Here is an 18,956-nt window from a genome sequence, read left to right as displayed (position 1 = left end):
GGCTTTTTTCGGACTCCGATATTTTCGGAGTTGTGTGACGAATTTAAAACTTGTTTGATTCTGTTAAATTCGTAAAATCTTCGCGCTGAATGCCGAGTTTTGCCATTCTGGATTCCAGTGTGGTTGGCTTTAAATTCAACAATTCAGCAGCTCCATTTGCACCGCGGATCAGCCCTTTTGATTTTCGTAAAATGGATATGATATATTCTCGCTCCGTCTCTCTCTGAATGTTCTTGACATCTTCAAGCGTTGCAATGTTCAATTTGTCGGTGCTTTCAATGCCCTTGTTGGTCAGGCTTCGCTTCAATTCCAGCTTCGATTTCCCGTCATTCAAAATCACAGATTGTTCTATTACATTTTCGAGCTCGCGAATGTTGCCTGGCCAATCATAGGCATTCAATCCTTCCATCATGGATTCGGCAACACCCGGAAAAAGCCTGCCAAATTCGTGGCAAAATTTATTTGCGAAGAATTCGGTCAACGCAGGTATGTCACTTTTTCGCTCCCTCAATGCCGGTAATGTAATGGGAAATACATTCAACCGATAATACAGGTCAAGTCTGAATGTTCCTTTTGCGACTTCCTTTTCAAGGTTTCTGTTGGTGGCAGCAATGATCCTGACATTTACTTTTTTGGAAATGCTGCTGCCAATGTATTCGACTTCCTTTTCCTGCAAAACACGCAAAAGCTTCACCTGCATATCCAATGGAAGCTCTCCGATTTCATCCAGAAAAATAGTCCCGTCATTGGCTTGTTCAAACTTGCCCTTACGCTTTTCGCTAGCGCCGGTAAATGCGCCCTTTTCGTGGCCGAACAACTCCGATTCTATCAATGCAGAAGGAATAGCAGCGCAATTGACTTTGACAAATGGGCCATTTTTCCTCGGCGAATTGGCATGGATAGACCGCGCAATATTCTCTTTACCAGTGCCACTCTCGCCAAGGATTAGCACGGAAGTCGTGTAGGGAGCAACTTGCATGGTTAGATCCAGGGCGCTCAGTAAAAGGGGATGATTACCAATAATGCCTTTGAAACCGGATTGAAATATTGCTGCACTGTTCTTTGGTTGTGCCATATTGGATGATAAGGCCGGTGATTCGGCAGTATCAAATGCAGTTTGCGCAACGTCGCTCAAATGGGTTTTCAGACTTTGCAACAAATTAATGTGGCTTGTGGAATAAGCATTAGGCTGTCGGCTGTAAAAGAAATAATGAACAACCAATCCATTATGCAAAGCCACAGGCAAAACTAGATACGATTTCAATTTGAATGTATCGGCAAGGACCTTCTGAAGTGTTACCGGCGCAGACATTTCGACAGCAGATAAGTCATCGTAAATATTCGCATCCGTGTCTATTGGGCTATTATCCGCCACCATCGCGAGCGCAGGATCCTTCAAACCTAAAATGGTCGCAAACTCTTTTTTGCCTAAGAACTGATACTCGTTGAAACCGATACGTAAATAAGCCAGATCATTAAACTGCCCGGTTTTAAATGGCCTCGTACCAGAAGCAATTAGATCAAAGGGAACAAATGGCTGAACGACCCCTGCCATTTTCAACAACTTTTGATCAGCATCCAGCACTTCCTGGCTGATATCGCTCATCTGTTTTTGTAAAAGGGTTTCCTGGCGCAACTTTGAATCCAGACTGTGTGTGTGGCGATACCACGCAATGTCCAATGAAACGAGTAAATCTTTTTCCCTAAACGGCTTGACTAAAAACCCATCCGGCTCCGTAGACTTGGCTTCTTCCAGTATTTTCTGGCTCGAATTGGCCGACAGATAAATGAAGGCAATATTTTCAGCACGTAATGTTCTGGCAAAATCAATTCCGGACAACTTACCTTTCAACTGTATATCAAGAATAACAAGATCCGGCTTTTGTTTCTTAATACTTTCGTCCGCTTCTTCCACCGAAGCCGAGATGCCATTCACCTTGTAACCGGCCTGCTTCAAAACTACGCGCAGGTCATTGGCTACAATAAATTCATCCTCTACGATAAGCACGTTACCACTCATATAAACAGCTATAATTTAAAGAGCTAATTTACCAAATTAAATCTGACAGTGATATGTACGCCATGATCACTTTCTATTTTGAACACACCATTCAATTGCTTTGTTAGCCCTTGCATCAGATCCAGCCCCAGGGAATTATCCTGCATAATGTCCAAACCTGCCGGCAAGCCGACACCATTATCCGATATCCTGAGCAGTATATGTTCCGCTCCGTCGCGATGCAGATCAATGCGGACGCCACCCATTTCTACATTTAGGAAAGCATATTTGATCGCGTTAACGATCCCTTCATTGATGATGAGCCCCAGTGGGATGACTGATGCCACATCCAGGTACAATGCTTCAATATTTTGCTCGAAAGTGATCCGGTTCCCTGTTGAAAAACTGTCTTGCAAGTTACAGACCAATTCATTGACATATTCCTTCATGGAAATAGTGGACGTGTTCTGATCCATGTAAAGTTTCTGATGGATCAGTGACATGGCCTGCATCCGTCGAAGGCTGTCTTTTACAGCAAGAATTGCAGCATCGTCTTTTAGATACGCGGTTTGTGTATTGAGCAAGCTTGTAACAATTTGAAGGTTATTTTTTACTCTGTGATGCACTTCCGTAATCAGCCATTCTTTTTCTTCCAGCAATTTATTTTGCTCGGCATTAAGTGTTTGCAAGAAATGGTTTTTGCGGTCCAGCTCCTTTTGATTTGCTTCCAGTACGCGATTACTTCTTTGTTTGATCAGATATCGATTATAAAGCAGTCCGATAATCACGAGCAATAATGCTGCGGCTGCCAGCATAATGTTTTTCAAGTCATTTGCCTGTTCATTTTTATTATGGAGTATTTCAATATCCTTTTTTCTTTGTGCTGTTTCATATTGAACTTGTAATTCTTCTATTTGTCTGCTTTTTGCGATACTGAAAATGGAATCATTCAATGCCTTATGCCTCAGCAAATATTGCATAGCTGAAATGTAATTCCCAGCCGCAGAATCTGCCTTATAAAGTACCATGTAAAGCTCCTTTGTTTCTGACAATGAGTTAATTCCCTCCGATGCATTTAATGCTTTCTTTAAATAAAGTGCGGCCTTCCTATATTCATTTTTACTTATAAAATATTGGCCGATTTCATTATAAACATCAGTATAGATTTCATTGTTATTCTGCAACTGACTACTGATCGTTATTAATTTGGTATAATATCGATCCGCCTGACGATTTTGATGCAACGCGCGATAGCAGTAAGCCATGGAGGCCGTCATGCTTGCTTCCGCATATATCCCCAAAGGCCTATTATTTGTCTGATAAGCAAGCATAAAAGCCAGAGCCTCCTTTTCCCTTTTTAATTTTATTAATTCCCTGGCCAAAAAACCTGCGTCCCTTATTGTGTAAGGATTGCTATCATCCGCAAGTAATTTCTTTCGTACCACCTTTCGATACCATTCCAAACTTTTTTCATGTTCTCCCAGCTCTCTATACATATTGGCAAGTCGACTGTAAAAGGTAGCTGCCCTGGTAGTATCATGTGTAGCCTCCATTCCCTCAATGGTTTTTATCCCGTAAAAGATAGCCTTGCTATACTCCCCTTTATAACGATAAGTGACTGCCAGTAAATCATATACAAAGTGAATATTTTGATAGCCTATCGCTTTGTAGCGCCTAAGGACCAGGAGCAGCTGCGATTCGGCAAGTGCCAGTCTACCATGCACCAGATTAATGTCTGCAATGCTTTTTAATGCTTCAATCTCTTTTGCTTCGCTGCCCGACTGCTTGTAAAGCGCAGCCATCTGTTGATAACAATATAACTTGGTAATCCCACTATTATCGCGCGACGAAATCAACTTAGCGAGTTCCTGCCATAAACTGGCCTGGATTTCTTCACTGCCGGGTCTGTCAATCCGGTCGATCAGCTCTTTAAATCGTCTCTTTCCAGCATTTATATTTCCGATCTTAAACTCAAAGATTGCGCGGGCATGGAGAGCTTCATTTTGCCATTTTTCAGCAGAAAGTGTCTTTGCATTTTTGTCTGCATCTTGCAAAAACGCCAGTGAACTGTCTGTGTCGGCCTTCGTTTTATTTTGTTTAGCCAGGTAATAATTAGCCAGAGTGATGGCAAATCGAATGCGGGTGGAATCCCGCAATGTGCTTAATAAGCTGATGGCAGATTTCAGCTCATTATTTTTAATAAATAGATCTCCTTTCAATAAGATCGCGTCGTCCTGTCCCCTTTGGTATTTCAAAGCTTGGCTCAAATAGAACATTTTATTTGCGAAATATAGCGCGCTGTCAGCGTGGCTTTTCAACTTACCGGCACTATTAAGATAATGCCGGCTTAGCTTGTCATAAATATGCACGCGATGGGTATCAGCCTTGCTATTACGGAGCTGCAACAGTAATTCCGGATGATTATCTTTTCCTTTTTTGGAAACGTCGCGTAGCGGGGCCATTAATAAAATGGCAGAGATAATGATCGGGAAAATTATTCTGGCCTTACCAAAATGCATGTTAATCAACTTATTGATCTGCCCAATATCCGTTGACCGACCAAACACAAAAATGCAATGGTACTAATTTTCTGTTATGACGACCATGTATAAATGACGACTGATGTTGTCAAAATCGGGACAGTTTCTTGTAGCAGTATATGCGAAAACGGAAAAGTGCGGAACTGTGCTATTATAACCAGGTACTAGCCGCAATTAAAGCAGACAAGCTTTCAAGTAAGTTTGCACTCCTCCGTGAAAAGCCCGGGGCGGCTCACTGTTACTTTCTTAAACAGGCGCGAGAAGTACGTATGGCTCTTAAAACGCATTAAAAGTGTAGTCTCGAAATAGATGTTGGGACCAGATGAAAGTACAATTTAACGTGAGATTGAAGCGGTTAACTGAACAATTTTAACGCTCTGAATGCTAATAGTCCAGAAACTGAAGGGATGAATAAAGTTCGCTTAAACCACGGTATTTGTGTACCAGCCGAAAATTCAGTAACGACTAAGAGGTCTGTAGACACTCATCCTCATCACTGGCACTTAATGGCGTTCGTCGATAAGCTTGAGAAATCTATGGGGCAAAACAAGGTGCTGCTAGCAAATCAAGACTTGACTACGCGTCGAAAAATGAAGCAGGATACATTATCGCCGCGATACATACAGCACCGTATGCAATAGATCAGATAACCGCTGTCATAAAGTTGATAGACGATTCAACGAAGAAATCGACTTGCCGTTTAATCCATTCTCTGTTCAATCCCATCAAAATAGTGCGGGCTGACTCCACTGCATCGGTTATGTCAAGCATACTTTCAGGATTCAATGGGTTGCATCTATGGCTACGCGATAGGTCATCGAAACAGATCGTATAGAAAGCCGGCTCAACGGGAAAACTGGATTGGTTTTTCAACCAGGCATTGTATGCTAGCAGGGTCAAATCGCTGTATTTGAAATCATAAACGAACATCGAAAAAACCTTCCTCAATGTGCTGAGTGATCACATGTCGAAAGATAAAAAATGTCTTCCCAGATCCCGGAGATCCGCTCACCAGCACCCCACGAAAAGGATTAATGATATTGATCCAACTCTGCCGCGTTTTGCCCTTGTGACGGTATTCTGCGGGAAGATTGATCGAGTATTCGTTTTCTAGAAGCTGTTCAAATTGAGGAAAACTTTCGTTATCTTTATTAAAGATATCGTTGCTCAAACGAGCAGTTATCAATCTGAAAAACTGGCTTCCACCGGATAATATAAGTAGGAAACCAACTGAGGTAAATACCATATACAGAGCTGATCTAAATTGCTCTTCGACTGGTGTTTTCAGAATGATGGCACTTAAAAAATAGATGGCGATCCCTGTCAAAACACTAATTAAAGAAGGTTTTACCCGGATATTTTCGCCCTTTTTACCTTTCACCCCGACCAGCGGAATGACTAAGAAAGCGAGTGCCACAATCTTCGTTTTACTGAAAGAAGAGAACAACCCTGCTGCAAAAATTTTATGCAAAATCAGGTCTGATATTAAAGATGTCAGGTGCCAATTTTGAAATGCCTGGCAACAGAGGTAGTAAAAATGCAATGCTAGGACCATGATGCTGATCAAGCGGGTCATATCGGTTATTTTGCGAAGGCTTATGTTGTTTTCGCCGGTATTCGATGCCATAATAAAACAGATTTATAATGATTGAGAGAACCCTTTTTTCTTTTTACGCTTGCTTCCACGAAGGTCTGCTGGTGTAAAACCATCTTGTTTGACAGGATCAAATAATGAATCCTCGCCATTGGCAAGTCTAGCGTTATTACCCTGCTGACGAGTTGCCAGCAAATAGTTTTTTGATGTGGCTGACTGTCCATAACCTGTTATTGGTTGGTCGTGTTTCTGTGTATTTGATAGCCTGTTAGCCATGGCGGTATTGATAGTAACACAGCGTTCCTGAATCGCTTTTGCACTATAATTTTTACCGAGAGAACTTCCATTAAAAACTGCTTTCGAGCGGTGATCGACATAGGTTATTCCATAGATGAGTCCAGTATCATTCTTTCTCACAACGGTGTCGATTCCATCTCGTTCGAGAATATGAATGAGCCGATCAAGTGTCACATTCGTCTTTCCGTACAATGTGAAATCAATAGCATTTTTGACCCTTAGCTTGTCATTTTGCCGCAGTTGCTCATTGGCTTCAAACCGATTTTGCAGGTAATTTAATGTTGGCTTTTGGTGAAAGTCGCTAGCCTTAATAGGCACACCGACCCGTTCACCCTTCGCATTCAGCAGCCGGTAGTGAAGCCCGCCCTTCTTAAAAGTTCTGGACTCTTCATTTCCGCGATCTGTCGCCACATTGTAGCGGTTCAAGACCGCATTTAACTCGGGAATTGAAGTAAATTTATACTTGTCGATGACCCCTGCAAGGACGTTTGAGATTGCCTTTTTGGTCTCGACTTTGCCGTAGTTCGCGCTGACCATCGCAGGCTTCAAATGTTCGGATTGCTGTTGTTTTTTGTCTGATGCCTTCACCAGATGAAACTCTTGTTCGATTTCCTTCCTTGCTCTTTCTGATTGGTTTGGTCCAATATTCTGTGTTTCAATCCGGCTACCGTCATGCGCCACTTTTACGCTCACAATATGGATGTGCGGATGCCCGGCATCGTGATGTTGATACACCAGGAATGGCTGGTCACCAAAGCTAATCTTCTCCATATAAGCCTTCGAAATTTCTTTCAAAAGCGCCTTAGAATGTTGTTCGGAAGGGTCAAAGTTTAGGGAGATATGGACGCTATTTCGAACCACATTGGTGTTCAAAGAAGCCAATTTTAAGAGCAGATTCAGACGCTCTTGCTCGGAAAGGTTTTGTGGTATCATCCGGATAGTTTCCTGCCATAATGCACTCTGCCACGCCCTCTTTCAACTTGTTTTCATTGTAATAAAAAGTGCTGCGGATTGACGTCCCTGTCTTTATGATTGCAACCATATTTTCGAGGCTTTGCTGATGTAAGTATTGATCTCGTTCACCATTTCGATCAGGCGATTCTTATCACCCTCATAAGCTTCCAACCAGCTTCGAAAATCAGCAATTTGCGAGAGTGCATGCAGTCTTTTGACAGCTTGATTCAGGTTGCTGCCGGCCTTGCTTAGCTCGCTGCGAAGGCGTGTAAGTTCAACCATCACTTCGTCAAATGACTGGTTCCTGTGGTTGACGATAACTGGCTCCGAAAGCAATACTTTCCTTGCGTACTCACTCGTCTTCCGGCATGTTGTTTTTTGCACTTTCCGGAGAAGCTGCTGAAACTCCTCAGGCGTTAAGCGGACATTCAGCAACTTGGTTCGATTGTTTTTGTCTTTTTTCATCACACTATCATTTTCACATTTCGACATCATTTTTTATTCAATCCCGCCAACGACTCCGGAGTGTTTGAGCGGGCCAGATCCTTAGTTTGTAAGACAAACTGACATCTGGCCGATTGCGGATAAGAGGCAATCATTCCAGCTTTTCAGTATGTCGATGTTGTTAACTTCTTTAAAGAGAGATTCAAAAGGCTAAGATGCTTAGGTGATGCTGATCAACCAATGATTTAGATCTTTGAAGCCGTCATACAGCGGACTGGCGTCATTGTATTTTTCACTGATCCCCTTTGCTACTGAGCTGCACTTTAATCCCGCCGTATCCCGATCCAGATACAGGTTAATCTGACTATGGCGTTCGAGAAATGATCGTGACCTTTCAAAAAGCGAAATGGAATTGAGTATCACATGGTTCTCCGGCACCTCGACTGTTTGGATCATGATGGTCTTGTACGATAAAAAATCAAACATCCTTTCGAACACAGATACAGTCGAGGCGCCAACATCAATTGTGGTTATGTCTCTCGGACTGCTTGCAAGCTTTGTACATGAATTGCGTAGCTCGTAACCACCTGAATCATTCTGCAAGCCCAATGCATAAATGGTGATAAATACCAATGGTCGACATTTCTGATTTTGTCTGGCTCGAACCCCAGCTCCAATAAATAATCCACAATGTCTAGCTCCTTGATTTGGCCAAGGTCAAAAGCCCGCCATTTCCCCTCGTTCTTACTCTCATTTGCTCAATGGTTTGTTTCGTGACAGCGAAAGTAAGGAGCTTGGAAATCAGACACCTATCCTAGGGAAATTCTCCTTAGGATCGTTTCAAGGGCAATTGGTAGCTTTGTACAGTTCCAATTCTAACTTAGAAATGACATGATGAACGTGAAAGATTTGACCAGTGTGTATGATACCATCATGAGTATCCCCGGAATGAATGACCAGATCAAAATTGATTTGAAAATCAGTAGGCGAAATGTTTTGTTGTTGACCCAGGCAAGAAGAAGGGCGCTTAAAATTCCTGGTGATGGAAGCAATCCCGATTTGATCGACATAGCTTCAAGTGAGTCGAAGGATGAGTTACTGGCGTTGTCAGCTAATTGTCTGCAAAAGTCTGGTCTGGTGGACTTGAACGACCGGCTCGCAAAGTTGTCAGAAATTCTTCGCGTCTTAACGGCTACTTAATCAGACAATCACATCTCGAAAAATGGGAAGCTCAAAGATGCGTTTGGGCACATTTGGGAGATTGGGTGTCCGATTGCCAGAAAAGACTCGTCGATCCATAAATTTCAATATGTCTGGCAAACCTGAAAGATGAAAACATTAATAAAGAGTGAAAAGTTGATTCTCAGGCATCAGCCCGGAAAGGGTGCCTGGACGTATCATCTGGTAATACCTGGAACGAAAGACATTCAGGGCAGCTGGGGCGAAATGAAAGTATCCGGTACGATTGACGGCTATGAATTCAAAGATTTGAACCTCGCACCTGTCACAAACGCTTATAAAATGATTCAGTTAATGGCACCATCAGAAAAGCCATTAACAAAGGTGGCGGAGATGAAGTGGCAGTAACCATGTACATGAACTCGGATAATAAGCTCAGCTCAAAAGATCAAGTACTTAATTGTTTTGACGATGCTGGAATGTTAAAAAGATTCAAAGCCCTGCCAAATGATGAGCAGAAAGAGATTATCACCCCGATTCTGTCGCAACCGAATGAAAGCAGGCTTGAACAAAAGATCATGGACGTTGTCAAACGATTATCATAATGGAATCTACAACCTTTGCCGCTCCGAAGATTTCAACTTCTCCTCATCCACATGACTTGATAACTGCTTCAATAGAATCTTCAATTTCGGGTCAATGAACGTTTTGCAAAACGGCTTGTCGGGGTTTTTATAGTAGTAATCCAGATATTGCTGATCGTTCAACTTGAAGGTCTTGAACGGAATCACTTTTGTAATGATTGGATCTTCAAACTCCTTTTGCAATATCTCAATAGCCTGCTTTGCTGGGATTACCTGATAGTCATTGAAAGTATAAACCGCGGATCTGTATTTAGATCGCATCGCATGTTCGGAAGTGCTGCTGTGCGTGTAAAGGTGGATTTAAATAAAATTTCCCAGATGCCTGATTATTTACCCGACTATTGAACACAACAAACCGACTTTTGATTACAATTGGTTGAGCGGCAGCAAGCGTCCTTTGTATTATCATTTAATGCAGAGAAAAAATGAAATATACCTTGATAACAGGCGCTTCGGGAGGAATCGGTGAAGCTTTGGCAATAAAGCTGGCTAAGAAAAAGCATAACCTTATTCTTGTGGCGCGCAACGCAGATAAGCTCTCCAAGCTTAGTCAACATTTACAGGAAATATATGGAGTGCAGGCAACTTACATTGCAGCAGACCTGACTAAACAGGATGCTCCATTTCAAATTTTTCAAGAAACCCAAAAACAAGATTGGGAGATCGAAATGCTTGTCAACAATGCAGGAATTGGATCGGGTGGCGAGTTTGCAACATTGAATTTGCAATCAGAACTGGATCTGATACAACTTAATGATACGTCCCTGGTAGCGATGACGCATCTTTTCATGCAGCCTATGCGTGAGCGAAAACGTGGCACAATCGTCAATGTCGCCTCGATGGCAGCATTCGCTCCGGTACCTTATATGGCGACTTATGCGGCAAGCAAAGTTTTTGTCCGCTCCTTTACCAAGGCGATAACCGAGGAATGTAAACCATACAATATTCAGGTTATGCTGTTTGCGCCGGGACTGACAAAAACCAATTTCAATGAAGCTGCGGGCATCAATAATGAAAAAGGCGTCGGATTAAGCTCAGATTATCAGACAGCTGTCACGCAAACGCCGGAAGAAGTGGCAGATGAATTATTGAAAGCTTTGGAGACAAAAAAACATTTCCAGGTATCCGGAAGCAGAAACAGGATCGGCGCACGGTTGACTACCTTATTGCCGAACGCGATGATCGCCCGATTTATGGCCAATTCCTATAGGAAAAAATCAGGTTTGATTTAGCTAACTTGTACGATGGAAACGACAACAACGGTTCTCATTCAGTCGATCAGCCAGCTGTACCAACTCTTGCAGCTGCCGAAGCCCAGGCATCCGCTGGTGAGTCTGACGCGATTTGAGGATTTCCCTGAGATCAAAATTGAACAGCGGACAAGGCTTATTACGGAGTTCTACCAAGTGACTTTGAAGACGAAATGTCCGTGCAAAATACAATACGGCCAAAGTATGTTCGATTTTGACGAGGGAGTAATGTCCTGTTTTGCGCCCAGGCAGGTGAGCTTTATCGATAAGGATTTCGTTCCTGCAAAAGCTGGCTGGCAGCTATCCATCCATCCGGATTTCCTTCGTAACGCTGCTCTGGGCGGCAAGATTAAGTCTTACGGATATTTCGATTATGCAGTCAATGAAGCGCTCATTCTTTCAGATGACGAGCAAAAGACGGTGGAAAACATCTTCCTCCAACTGCAAAAAGAGTTGTCGCTGCCGATTGACAATTTCAGTCAGGAAGTATGGATCGCCAACATTGAGCTCATGCTGACTTACTGCGACCGATATTACAACAGACAATTTATCACTCGTAAGACGGTCAGCAACGAGCTTTTGAATAAAGTTGAGAGAATCTTGAACAATTACTTTGATTCCGATCAGCTCAACAATGGTTTACCCACTGCACAATTTCTGGCCGAGGAATTACATTTGTCTTCCAAGTATCTGAGCGATTGCCTGAAACAGCTCACCGGGAGCACTACCCATCATTTGATCCACGAAAAGCTGATCGAACGTGCTAAAGAGCGATTATCGACAACGCATCTATCTGTTAGTGAAATTGCCTATGAATTAGGTTTCGATTATCCGCAATCGTTTAGCAAGCTTTTCAAAACGAAGACACGGCAAACACCGCTGCAATTCCGGGCGGGCTATAATTAGGAAGTTTACCGGTATTTCGTCTGATCATGCTCACGGAGGATTGTGTGAATTGGGCCACTTATTTAGCTGACCATTTACCGAGTTTGTTTGTCAGACTTCAATTAGCGGAATTAATGCAATCAAAGTTTTTCTAAAAAGATGGAATTTCTTAAATTTGATAGGTCCGTTGCCAATCAAAACATCAAGGTGAGCAATTCGAGAGCAGGCAAAAAATAGCTTTATAAATTATTCATTCAGAGCAGGTTACAAAAAAGTTCGAATCTCTTCCTCTCTGCAACTGCCAGTTTTCATCACGAAAACTGGCTTTTTTTGTGCCCTCTCTGGTTGAAGGAGCTACCCTGGAAAGGTAGTATATGGGTAACTGTATCGAGAGCGGACGCCGCGCGGTTCGAATCTCTTTCTCTGTGCAAGTAAGAGTTCACCGCAGAAATAAAATGATTACTGTCAATGGCACCATCAGAAAAGCCGTTAACAAAGTTGGCGAAGAATTATCGTAATGGGATTTACATCCTTTCATACTCAGCAGATCGCAACTTCTCATCATCCACGTGACTTCCCAGATGCTTGACTGTTTACCCGACTATTGAACACAACAAACCGACTTTTGATTACAAGTCGTTCAGCGGCAGCGAGCGTCCTTTGTATTATCATTTAATGCATAGAAAAAATGAAAAATACATTGATAACAGGCGCTTCGGGTGGAATCGGTGAAGCTTTGGCAATAAAGCTGGCTAAGAAAAAGCATAACCTTATTCTTGTGGCACGAAACGCAGAGAAACTCTCCAAGCTTAGTAAACATTTACAGGAAACATATGGAGTGCAGGCAACTTACATTGCGGCGGACCTGACTAAACAGGATGCTCCACTTCAAATTTTTCAAGAAACCCAAAAACAAAACTGGGAAGTCGATATGCTTGTCAACAATGCGGGGATCGGCTCGGGCGGTGAGTTTGCAGCGTTGAATTTGCAATCTGAACTGGACTTGATACAACTTAATAATGCATCCCTGGTAGCGATGACGCATCTTTTCATGCAACCTATGCGTGAGCGAAAAAGCGGCACGATCATCAATGTCGCCTCGATGGCAGCCTTCGCTCCGGTACCTTACATGGCGACTTATGCGGCAAGCAAAGTTTTTGTCCGCTCCTTTACCGAGGCGATAACCGAGGAATGTAAACCATACAATATTCTGGTTATGCTGTTTGCGCCGGGACTGACAAAAACCAATTTCAATGAAGCTGCGGGCATCAATAATGAAAAAGGAGTCGGATTAAGCTCAGATTATCAAACAGCTGTCACTCAAACGCCGGAAGAAGTGGCAGATGAATTATTGAAAGCTTTGGAGACAAAAAAGCATTTCCAGGTATCCGGAAGCAGAAACCGGATCGGCGCACGGCTGACTAGCTTATTGCCGAATGCGATGATCGCCCGATTTATGGCCAATTCCTATCGGAAAAAATCAGGTTTGATTTAGCTAACTTGTACGATGGAAACGACAACAACGCTTCACATTCAGTCGATCAGCCAGCTGCACCAACTCTTGCAGCTGCCGAAGCCCAGGCATCCGCTGGTGAGCCTGACGAGGTTTGAGGATTTCCCTGAGATAAAAATTGAACAGCGGACAAGGCTTATTACGGACTTTTACCAGGTTACTCTGAAAACGGAATGTCCTTGCAAAATACAATACGGCCAAAGTATTTTCGATTTTGACGAAGGAGTAATGTCTTGTTTTGCGCCCCGGCAGGTGAGTTTTATTGATAAGGATTTCGTTTTTGCCAAAGCTGGCTGGCAGCTGTCCATCCATCCGGATTTCCTTCGTAACGCTGCTCTGGGCGGCAAAATTAAGTCTTACGGATATTTCGATTATGCAGTCAATGAAGCGCTCATTCTTTCAGACGACGAGCAAAAGACGGTGGAAAACATCTTCCTCCAACTGCAAAAAGAGTTGTCGCTGCCAATTGACAATTTCAGTCAGGAAGTATGGATTGCCAACATTGAGCTCTTGCTGACTTACTGCGACCGATATTACAACAGACAATTTATTACCCGTAAGACGGTCAGCAACGAGCTTTTAAATAAAGTTGAGAGAATCTTGAACAGTTACTTTGATTCCGACCAGCTCAACAATGGTTTACCCACGGCACAATTTCTGGCGGAGGAATTACATTTGTCTTCCAAGTATCTGAGCGATTGCCTGAAACAGCTCACCGGGAGCACTACCCAACATTTGATCCACGAAAAGCTGATCGAACGTGCCAAAGAGCGACTATCGACAACGCATCTATCTGTTAGTGAAATTGCTTATGAATTAGGTTTCGATTATCCGCAATCGTTTAGCAAGCTTTTCAAAACGAAGACACGGCAAACACCGCTGCAATTCCGGGCGGGCTATAATTAGGAAGTTTACCGGATATTTCGTCTGATCCTGCTCAGGGAGGATTGTGTGAATTGGGCCACTTATTTAGCGAATCCCTTCCTCTCTGCCAGTCTGCAAACTTTTACAATTTCTCAGATAAGTTTAGGACCACCTAGAAGTCCACAGATAATCCGATGCTGTATCCCCTGCTAACAGGATAATTCCCGACATCGATGCCAAAAACGGCGTCCGAATTCCCCCCTACTGCTGGATCCAGGCCGCTGTATGAGGTGATCGTAAAAAGGTTGGAAGTGAGAAAAACGAGCCTTACTTTATCCAAATGCGCCTTTTTTGTTAGTTGTCCGGGAATGGTGTAGCCGAGGCTCACATACTGCATCCGTGCATAGGAACCGTTTTCGATGTAATAAGAATTGGCTTGGGTGTTGGTGCTGAAATTGGCAGCGCTTTCGAAGATCGGCACATTGGTTGCCGTTCGCGCAGGCAACCAGGAATCGCGGACACGGGTGCTGATCGCCGCGCCGGTGAATGAGGGATAAAAGTCACTGAACCAGCGCTGGTTGTTGAAAATCTGACTTCCGAGCGAAGCATACAAATTGGCATTCAGATCAAACCCTTTGAAACGAAGCGTGAGGGCAATGCGTCCGGTAAATTTTGGAATTGGATTGCCCAGATAGGTGCGGTCATTATCATTGATCCTGCCGTCGCCATTCACGTCCGCAAACCGGAACCGCCCGGGCGCTGCTCCCGGCTGAGTGGCTGCATTCGCCACTTCTTCTGCATTCTGGAACAAACCCGACACGCGGTAACCATAAAATGAAGACAACGCGTGTCCGGGCTCATTGCGGACCACGGGCGTCCCTAATCGGGTGCCGCCGCCCGTGAAATACGGCACCAGCGGCGCTATCCGTGTTATTTTATTAGCAAGAAAACTGCCCGATGCGGAGATTTCATACCGAAGTTCCCGAGCCAGACGTCCGCGATTGGTCACCAGCAGATCGATGCCCTGGTTGCGCATACCCGCCACATTCACGAAAGGTGCGCTTGCCCGGGTGCCCACCACGCCCGGTATAGGGAGCTGATAGAGCAAGTCTGTGGTTTCCTTTCGCCAGACATCTATCGCAGTTTCCAGCTTATTATTAAAAAAAGAGCCATCCAGACCTGCATTGTAGGTAATGCTGGTTTCCCACTTGGCTTTCGGATTACCGATCTGGCTGTTATAATATCCGGCAGAGATTGAATCGTTACTTGCGCCCAGATCATACCCATTGGCCGCATTGGATACAAAAAGACTATATTGATTGGTCGAACTCAAAAAATTGGAATTACCCATCCGGCCGTAACCAACCCGGAATTTCAGGTCAGAAACCCAGCGCGCCGATTGCATAAAGCGCTCGGACGACATCAGCCATGCAGCCGAAAATGCAGGGAATACACCAAAACGGTTTTCCGGACCGAATTGCGAAGAGCCGTCCCTCCGCACAACCGCCGCAAGAATATACCGGTCGTTGAAAATATATCTGGCCTGGCCAAAAAGGGAATAAAAGTTATTTCCCATCGACCTCCCACTCCCGATTTGCCTTGTGGAGCCTGGAATGGTTGTGCTTAACGTAACATATTCAGGGTCAATTGAAAATGGGTTGATGCCTGAGCCGTTGATGTTCCTGCCAGCACCAGTATTGAGGGCTTCCATACCGGCCAGCGCGCTTATTTCGTGCCGTTTCCATGTCTTTTTAAACTGCAATGTATTTGTAAAAGTCCATGCTAACCCAAATCCGGACCCCTCAGTATAGCTGGTGTTGGCGATATTTTCAGAATTCTCGTAAGTCGCCCGCGTTAATGTGCCGTTATAGTTGTTGAAATACGTCCCGCCTATGCTGCTTTTGAATGTCAGGAAGGAAGTAATGTCGTATTCCAAATAAGCGTTGCCGAATGCAAAGATCGTGTGATTGAAGTTGTTGGCGGCTGCTTGTCTGCTCGCTACCGGGTTGCGCGGATTGCTGAATCCCGGTGCGGCTGTGCCGGCGTAGCCTCCGAATGCGTCATAAACCGGAATAATCGGTGCCATACGGTAGGCTGCGAGTATGTCGTTTTCATCGGCAGACACGCTTGGGTTATTGTTCATATTGTTACCCAAAAATCCGCCCATACTCCCCTGCTGGCCTGTTGCAGACAGATATGCAAGCTGTAAATTTTCACCAAATCGTAACCGCTTCGTAAGATCATATTCGGTATTGACACGAAACGTATAGCGATCAAAGTTGTTGTTGATTATTGTCCCGTCTTGCTTCTGATAGCTCATGCCCATGTAATAACGGCTGAATGCATTTCCGCCCGAAAGCCCAAGCGTGTGGCGCATCAGTGCGGCATTCCTGCTGATGGCTTTGAACCAGTCCGTGCCGTTGTGATTGGCCGGAACGACAAGATAATACTCGCCTAGTGCGGGATTGGTGTTGTATTTGCTTCTTTCCAGGTTCAAATCCACAGCCGACCCGGAAAGGCCGGTGCGGTTACCAACCAACAAGAAATCCGGTAAAACTGGCTTTTCACCTGCACCGTACTGGCCGTTGGCAATGCCTGCAAAGCTGTTCGGGCCGATGGTCCCCCCGGTTTGGAAAATATCATTTTTCCGGGCCTGCCAGGTCCAGTCGGCCTGCTCCTGCGGACCCAGCACCGAAAGTCGCTTCCCCGGCATTGTCACGCCAAATAATCCGTTGTAACTGAGCTGCATCCGCTGCGCTTTGCGTTGCCCTTTCTTCGTGGCAATTACAATCACGCCCGCTGCCGCCCTCGCCCCGTAAATGGACGCCGAGGCTGCATCCTTTAAAATGGAAGTGGATTCAATGTCACCCGGATTGATGAACGAAATGCTTTGCGTAGGAACGCCGTCCACAATGTAAAGCGGCTGATTCCCGCCGAAGGACCCAAAACCACGAATGCGGACCTGGCTGGATGTGCCAGGCTGCCCGTTCGTAATAACAGTTAATCCCGCAACACGCCCTTGCAATTGCTGCTCCACATTTGCCGAAGGCACAATCGTCAGGTCGTGCGCATTTACCGTGGAAACAGCGCCCGTAAAATCACGCCTGATCTCCGCTGAATATCCGGTCACGATCATTTCACTGAGCAGCTTGGTGTCTTCTGCCAGCCTTATCACAATGTTTATTTCCTTTGAAAACCCAATTTGCTGCGTTTCAAAACCAACCGAAGAAATAGAAAGCGTGCCTTCAAGGGCCGGAACCACCAGTTCAAATGTGCCATTTAAAGCAGCGGCAGCACCATAAGAAGTATTTTCGAGCTTGATTGTAGCGCCTGGAACCGGCTCGCCGTTTTGGGATAAAACGGTTCCTGTCAATAGCCATTCCGCTTTATTCTCCGATCCTTTTGAATGAAAGCGCTCCTCTTTCATTTCCCTGGAAATGGCCTGACTTTTCGCCTTTTCCGAATAAAGAATGTACGTTTTACCACTCCGCCGAAAGTAGATCTGATAAGGTTTCAGCAGTTTTGTTACCACCTTATCAAGATTCCTGATCGAATCTGGATCAAATGCTTCGACTGATTTGCCAGCCAAGAGATCTGTGTCGTAGTTAAATGTAACCTGATATGTTGCAGCAATGCGGCGCAGCGCTTCGGTAAGACTGATTTGTTGGGCAAAAGCAGCATTGGTTTGAAGCGTCAGCAGCAAAACCGCCACTAACCAAGCCGGAACCCATTGCATTACCATTCGCCACGTTGCCTTCATGCGCTTGCAATTATCCTTATATTATTTGACCAGATAACCGCCTGCCTCCGGCTCAACCTGCAAATGGTAGATCGTTTCAAGCTGATTGTAAAAATTTTGGATTGAATCTGTTGAAACAGAACCCGTAAAACGCTTTTTCAATATTTCAGGACGGGTTACCCTTGTTTTTATTCCAAAACCATCTTCCAGATTTTGAAACACGGTTTGCAAATCTTCACCATTGTAAATGAGCTCGTTATGCAACCAGGCGATATGTTTTTCAGGATCCGCACTGGATTTTACGAGTGCAGGCGCAGTGTTTGAAATCGTCGCTTTCTGGCCGGGATCGAGCATAACCTCCCCGGATCGCTGTCCTTCCAGATCCAGCCGCACCTTGCCTTCCACAAGCATTACTTCCACATTTTCGCGGCGGTTGCTCACATTGAAAGTTGTCCCGAGCACATTTACCAGCACCCTGTCGGCCTGCACTTTAAATGCCACTTGCTGACTCAGTGTCCGGACTTTTTTTACTTTAAACAATGCTTCGCCCGTCAGGCTGACTTTTCTGTTAAAGAAGCCATTCACAAATGAAATCCTGGAATTCCCGTTCAATGTCACTTTGGAACCATCCGCCAGAGTCACCGTTTTCACCTCGCCGTAACCCGTTGCATATTGAACAGATTTGCTGTTTTGCCACACGCCGATGCCTGCCAGAATTAAGATCGTTACACTTGCTGCAATAGCCAGCCAGCGGCGTGGAAACGCAATTACTTTGCCTTTTTCCTGATTAGCAGTCGTTTTGTATCTGATCCGTTCCCAGTTCGCCTGCAACGCTTCCTCTTCGAAAACATTGGTCTGGACGCTGAGTTCCCGCACGATCCGGGCGGCCGCTTCCACATCTTTTCGCTTGTGCGGATGCTCCAAAAGCCACTGCTGCCAAAAGGCATCAGTGGTTTCGGAAGGATTGGTAACCCAATTTATAAAGGCATCGTCGGCCACAAAATCCTGGCTGGCAAAATGCTCGTAAGATGGCATATCAGTGTTGTTCCAATTG

17 protein-coding genes are annotated in these 18,956 nt (G+C 44.6%); 8 read left to right on the top strand and 9 right to left on the bottom strand.

Going from position 1 to position 18,956, the window contains the following annotated elements; genetic code table 11:
• Nucleotides 1–43: 43 nt before the first annotated feature.
• Together L0660_RS14025 and L0660_RS14020 are read right to left on the bottom strand one after the other, a co-directional pair.
• Nucleotides 44–2,020 carry a sigma 54-interacting transcriptional regulator gene (locus L0660_RS14025; protein WP_235160033.1) on the bottom strand — a complete coding sequence of 659 codons (1,977 nt, stop codon included), beginning with the start codon at nucleotides 2,018–2,020 and terminating at the stop codon, nucleotides 44–46.
• 23 nt (nucleotides 2,021–2,043) lie between these two features.
• Complete coding sequence (locus L0660_RS14020) at nucleotides 2,044–4,518, bottom strand: histidine kinase dimerization/phosphoacceptor domain -containing protein (RefSeq protein WP_235160032.1); 2,475 nt, start codon at nucleotides 4,516–4,518, stop codon at nucleotides 2,044–2,046.
• Nucleotides 4,519–4,946: 428 nt separating this feature from the next.
• Between L0660_RS14020 and L0660_RS26375 the strand changes: the two genes are divergently transcribed.
• Nucleotides 4,947–5,180, top strand: a complete 234-nt coding sequence (locus tag L0660_RS26375) for a DUF4113 domain-containing protein (protein WP_409013397.1) — start codon at nucleotides 4,947–4,949, stop codon at nucleotides 5,178–5,180.
• Between the two features lie 275 nt (nucleotides 5,181–5,455).
• On the opposite strand, the gene L0660_RS14015 is transcribed toward L0660_RS26375, so the two are convergent.
• The 4 genes from L0660_RS14015 to L0660_RS14000 all read right to left on the bottom strand — a co-directional run bounded on the left by L0660_RS14015 (nucleotide 5,456) and on the right by L0660_RS14000 (nucleotide 8,461).
• Nucleotides 5,456–6,166: a YWFCY domain-containing protein gene (locus L0660_RS14015; protein ID WP_235160031.1), complete on the bottom strand. Its 711-nt coding sequence runs from the start codon at nucleotides 6,164–6,166 to the stop codon at nucleotides 5,456–5,458.
• A gap of 12 nt (nucleotides 6,167–6,178) precedes the next feature.
• Complete coding sequence (locus L0660_RS14010) at nucleotides 6,179–7,363, bottom strand: relaxase/mobilization nuclease domain-containing protein (protein WP_235160030.1); 1,185 nt, start codon at nucleotides 7,361–7,363, stop codon at nucleotides 6,179–6,181.
• A 93-nt stretch (nucleotides 7,364–7,456) separates the two neighbouring features.
• Nucleotides 7,457–7,849: a plasmid mobilization protein gene (locus L0660_RS14005; protein ID WP_235160029.1), complete on the bottom strand. Its 393-nt coding sequence runs from the start codon at nucleotides 7,847–7,849 to the stop codon at nucleotides 7,457–7,459.
• Nucleotides 7,850–8,047: 198 nt separating this feature from the next.
• Nucleotides 8,048–8,461: a toprim domain-containing protein gene (locus L0660_RS14000; RefSeq protein WP_235160028.1), complete on the bottom strand. Its 414-nt coding sequence runs from the start codon at nucleotides 8,459–8,461 to the stop codon at nucleotides 8,048–8,050.
• A 258-nt stretch (nucleotides 8,462–8,719) separates the two neighbouring features.
• On the opposite strand from L0660_RS14000, the gene L0660_RS13995 reads away from it, so the two are divergent.
• The 3 genes from L0660_RS13995 to L0660_RS13985 all read left to right on the top strand — a co-directional run bounded on the left by L0660_RS13995 (nucleotide 8,720) and on the right by L0660_RS13985 (nucleotide 9,612).
• Nucleotides 8,720–9,028 carry a hypothetical protein gene (locus L0660_RS13995; protein ID WP_235160027.1) on the top strand — a complete coding sequence of 103 codons (309 nt, stop codon included), beginning with the start codon at nucleotides 8,720–8,722 and terminating at the stop codon, nucleotides 9,026–9,028.
• Between the two features lie 129 nt (nucleotides 9,029–9,157).
• On the top strand, nucleotides 9,158–9,415 hold the full coding sequence (locus L0660_RS13990; RefSeq protein WP_235160026.1) for a DUF1905 domain-containing protein: 258 nt from the start codon (nucleotides 9,158–9,160) through the stop codon (nucleotides 9,413–9,415).
• Between the two features lie 8 nt (nucleotides 9,416–9,423).
• Complete coding sequence (locus tag L0660_RS13985; RefSeq protein WP_235160025.1) at nucleotides 9,424–9,612, top strand: hypothetical protein; 189 nt, start codon at nucleotides 9,424–9,426, stop codon at nucleotides 9,610–9,612.
• A gap of 6 nt (nucleotides 9,613–9,618) precedes the next feature.
• Here L0660_RS13985 and L0660_RS13980 read toward each other — a convergent pair whose 3' ends face one another.
• Nucleotides 9,619–9,912, bottom strand: coding sequence for a peptide-methionine (S)-S-oxide reductase (locus L0660_RS13980; protein WP_235160024.1), 294 nt, complete (start codon nucleotides 9,910–9,912; stop codon nucleotides 9,619–9,621).
• A gap of 164 nt (nucleotides 9,913–10,076) precedes the next feature.
• Here L0660_RS13980 and L0660_RS13975 point away from each other — a divergent pair, with 164 nt between their 5' ends.
• The 4 genes from L0660_RS13975 to L0660_RS13960 all read left to right on the top strand — a co-directional run bounded on the left by L0660_RS13975 (nucleotide 10,077) and on the right by L0660_RS13960 (nucleotide 14,205).
• Nucleotides 10,077–10,883, top strand: a complete 807-nt coding sequence (locus tag L0660_RS13975; RefSeq protein WP_235160023.1) for an SDR family oxidoreductase — start codon at nucleotides 10,077–10,079, stop codon at nucleotides 10,881–10,883.
• A 12-nt stretch (nucleotides 10,884–10,895) separates the two neighbouring features.
• The gene (locus L0660_RS13970) at nucleotides 10,896–11,807 is read left to right on the top strand and encodes an AraC family transcriptional regulator (RefSeq protein WP_235160022.1); all 912 of its coding nucleotides are present in this window, start codon (nucleotides 10,896–10,898) and stop codon (nucleotides 11,805–11,807) included.
• A 667-nt stretch (nucleotides 11,808–12,474) separates the two neighbouring features.
• A complete protein-coding gene (locus L0660_RS13965; protein WP_235160021.1) occupies nucleotides 12,475–13,281 on the top strand; it encodes an SDR family oxidoreductase in 807 nt (268 codons plus the stop codon).
• A 12-nt stretch (nucleotides 13,282–13,293) separates the two neighbouring features.
• Nucleotides 13,294–14,205 (top strand): AraC family transcriptional regulator, encoded by a 912-nt coding sequence (locus L0660_RS13960; protein WP_235160020.1) that lies wholly within the window; start codon nucleotides 13,294–13,296, stop codon nucleotides 14,203–14,205.
• A gap of 130 nt (nucleotides 14,206–14,335) precedes the next feature.
• Here the strand turns inward: L0660_RS13960 and L0660_RS13955 are convergent, their stop codons facing one another.
• Together L0660_RS13955 and L0660_RS13950 are read right to left on the bottom strand one after the other, a co-directional pair.
• Nucleotides 14,336–17,923, bottom strand: coding sequence for a TonB-dependent receptor (locus tag L0660_RS13955; protein WP_235160019.1), 3,588 nt, complete (start codon nucleotides 17,921–17,923; stop codon nucleotides 14,336–14,338).
• A gap of 21 nt (nucleotides 17,924–17,944) precedes the next feature.
• A complete protein-coding gene (locus tag L0660_RS13950) occupies nucleotides 17,945–18,937 on the bottom strand; it encodes a FecR family protein (protein WP_235160018.1) in 993 nt (330 codons plus the stop codon).
• Nucleotides 18,938–18,956: the final 19 nt, after the last annotated feature.

Source organism: Dyadobacter sp. CY351, assembly GCF_021502625.1.
GTDB lineage: Bacteria > Bacteroidota > Bacteroidia > Cytophagales > Spirosomataceae > Dyadobacter > Dyadobacter chenhuakuii.
This window is presented reverse-complemented; position numbering and strand designations above follow the sequence as displayed.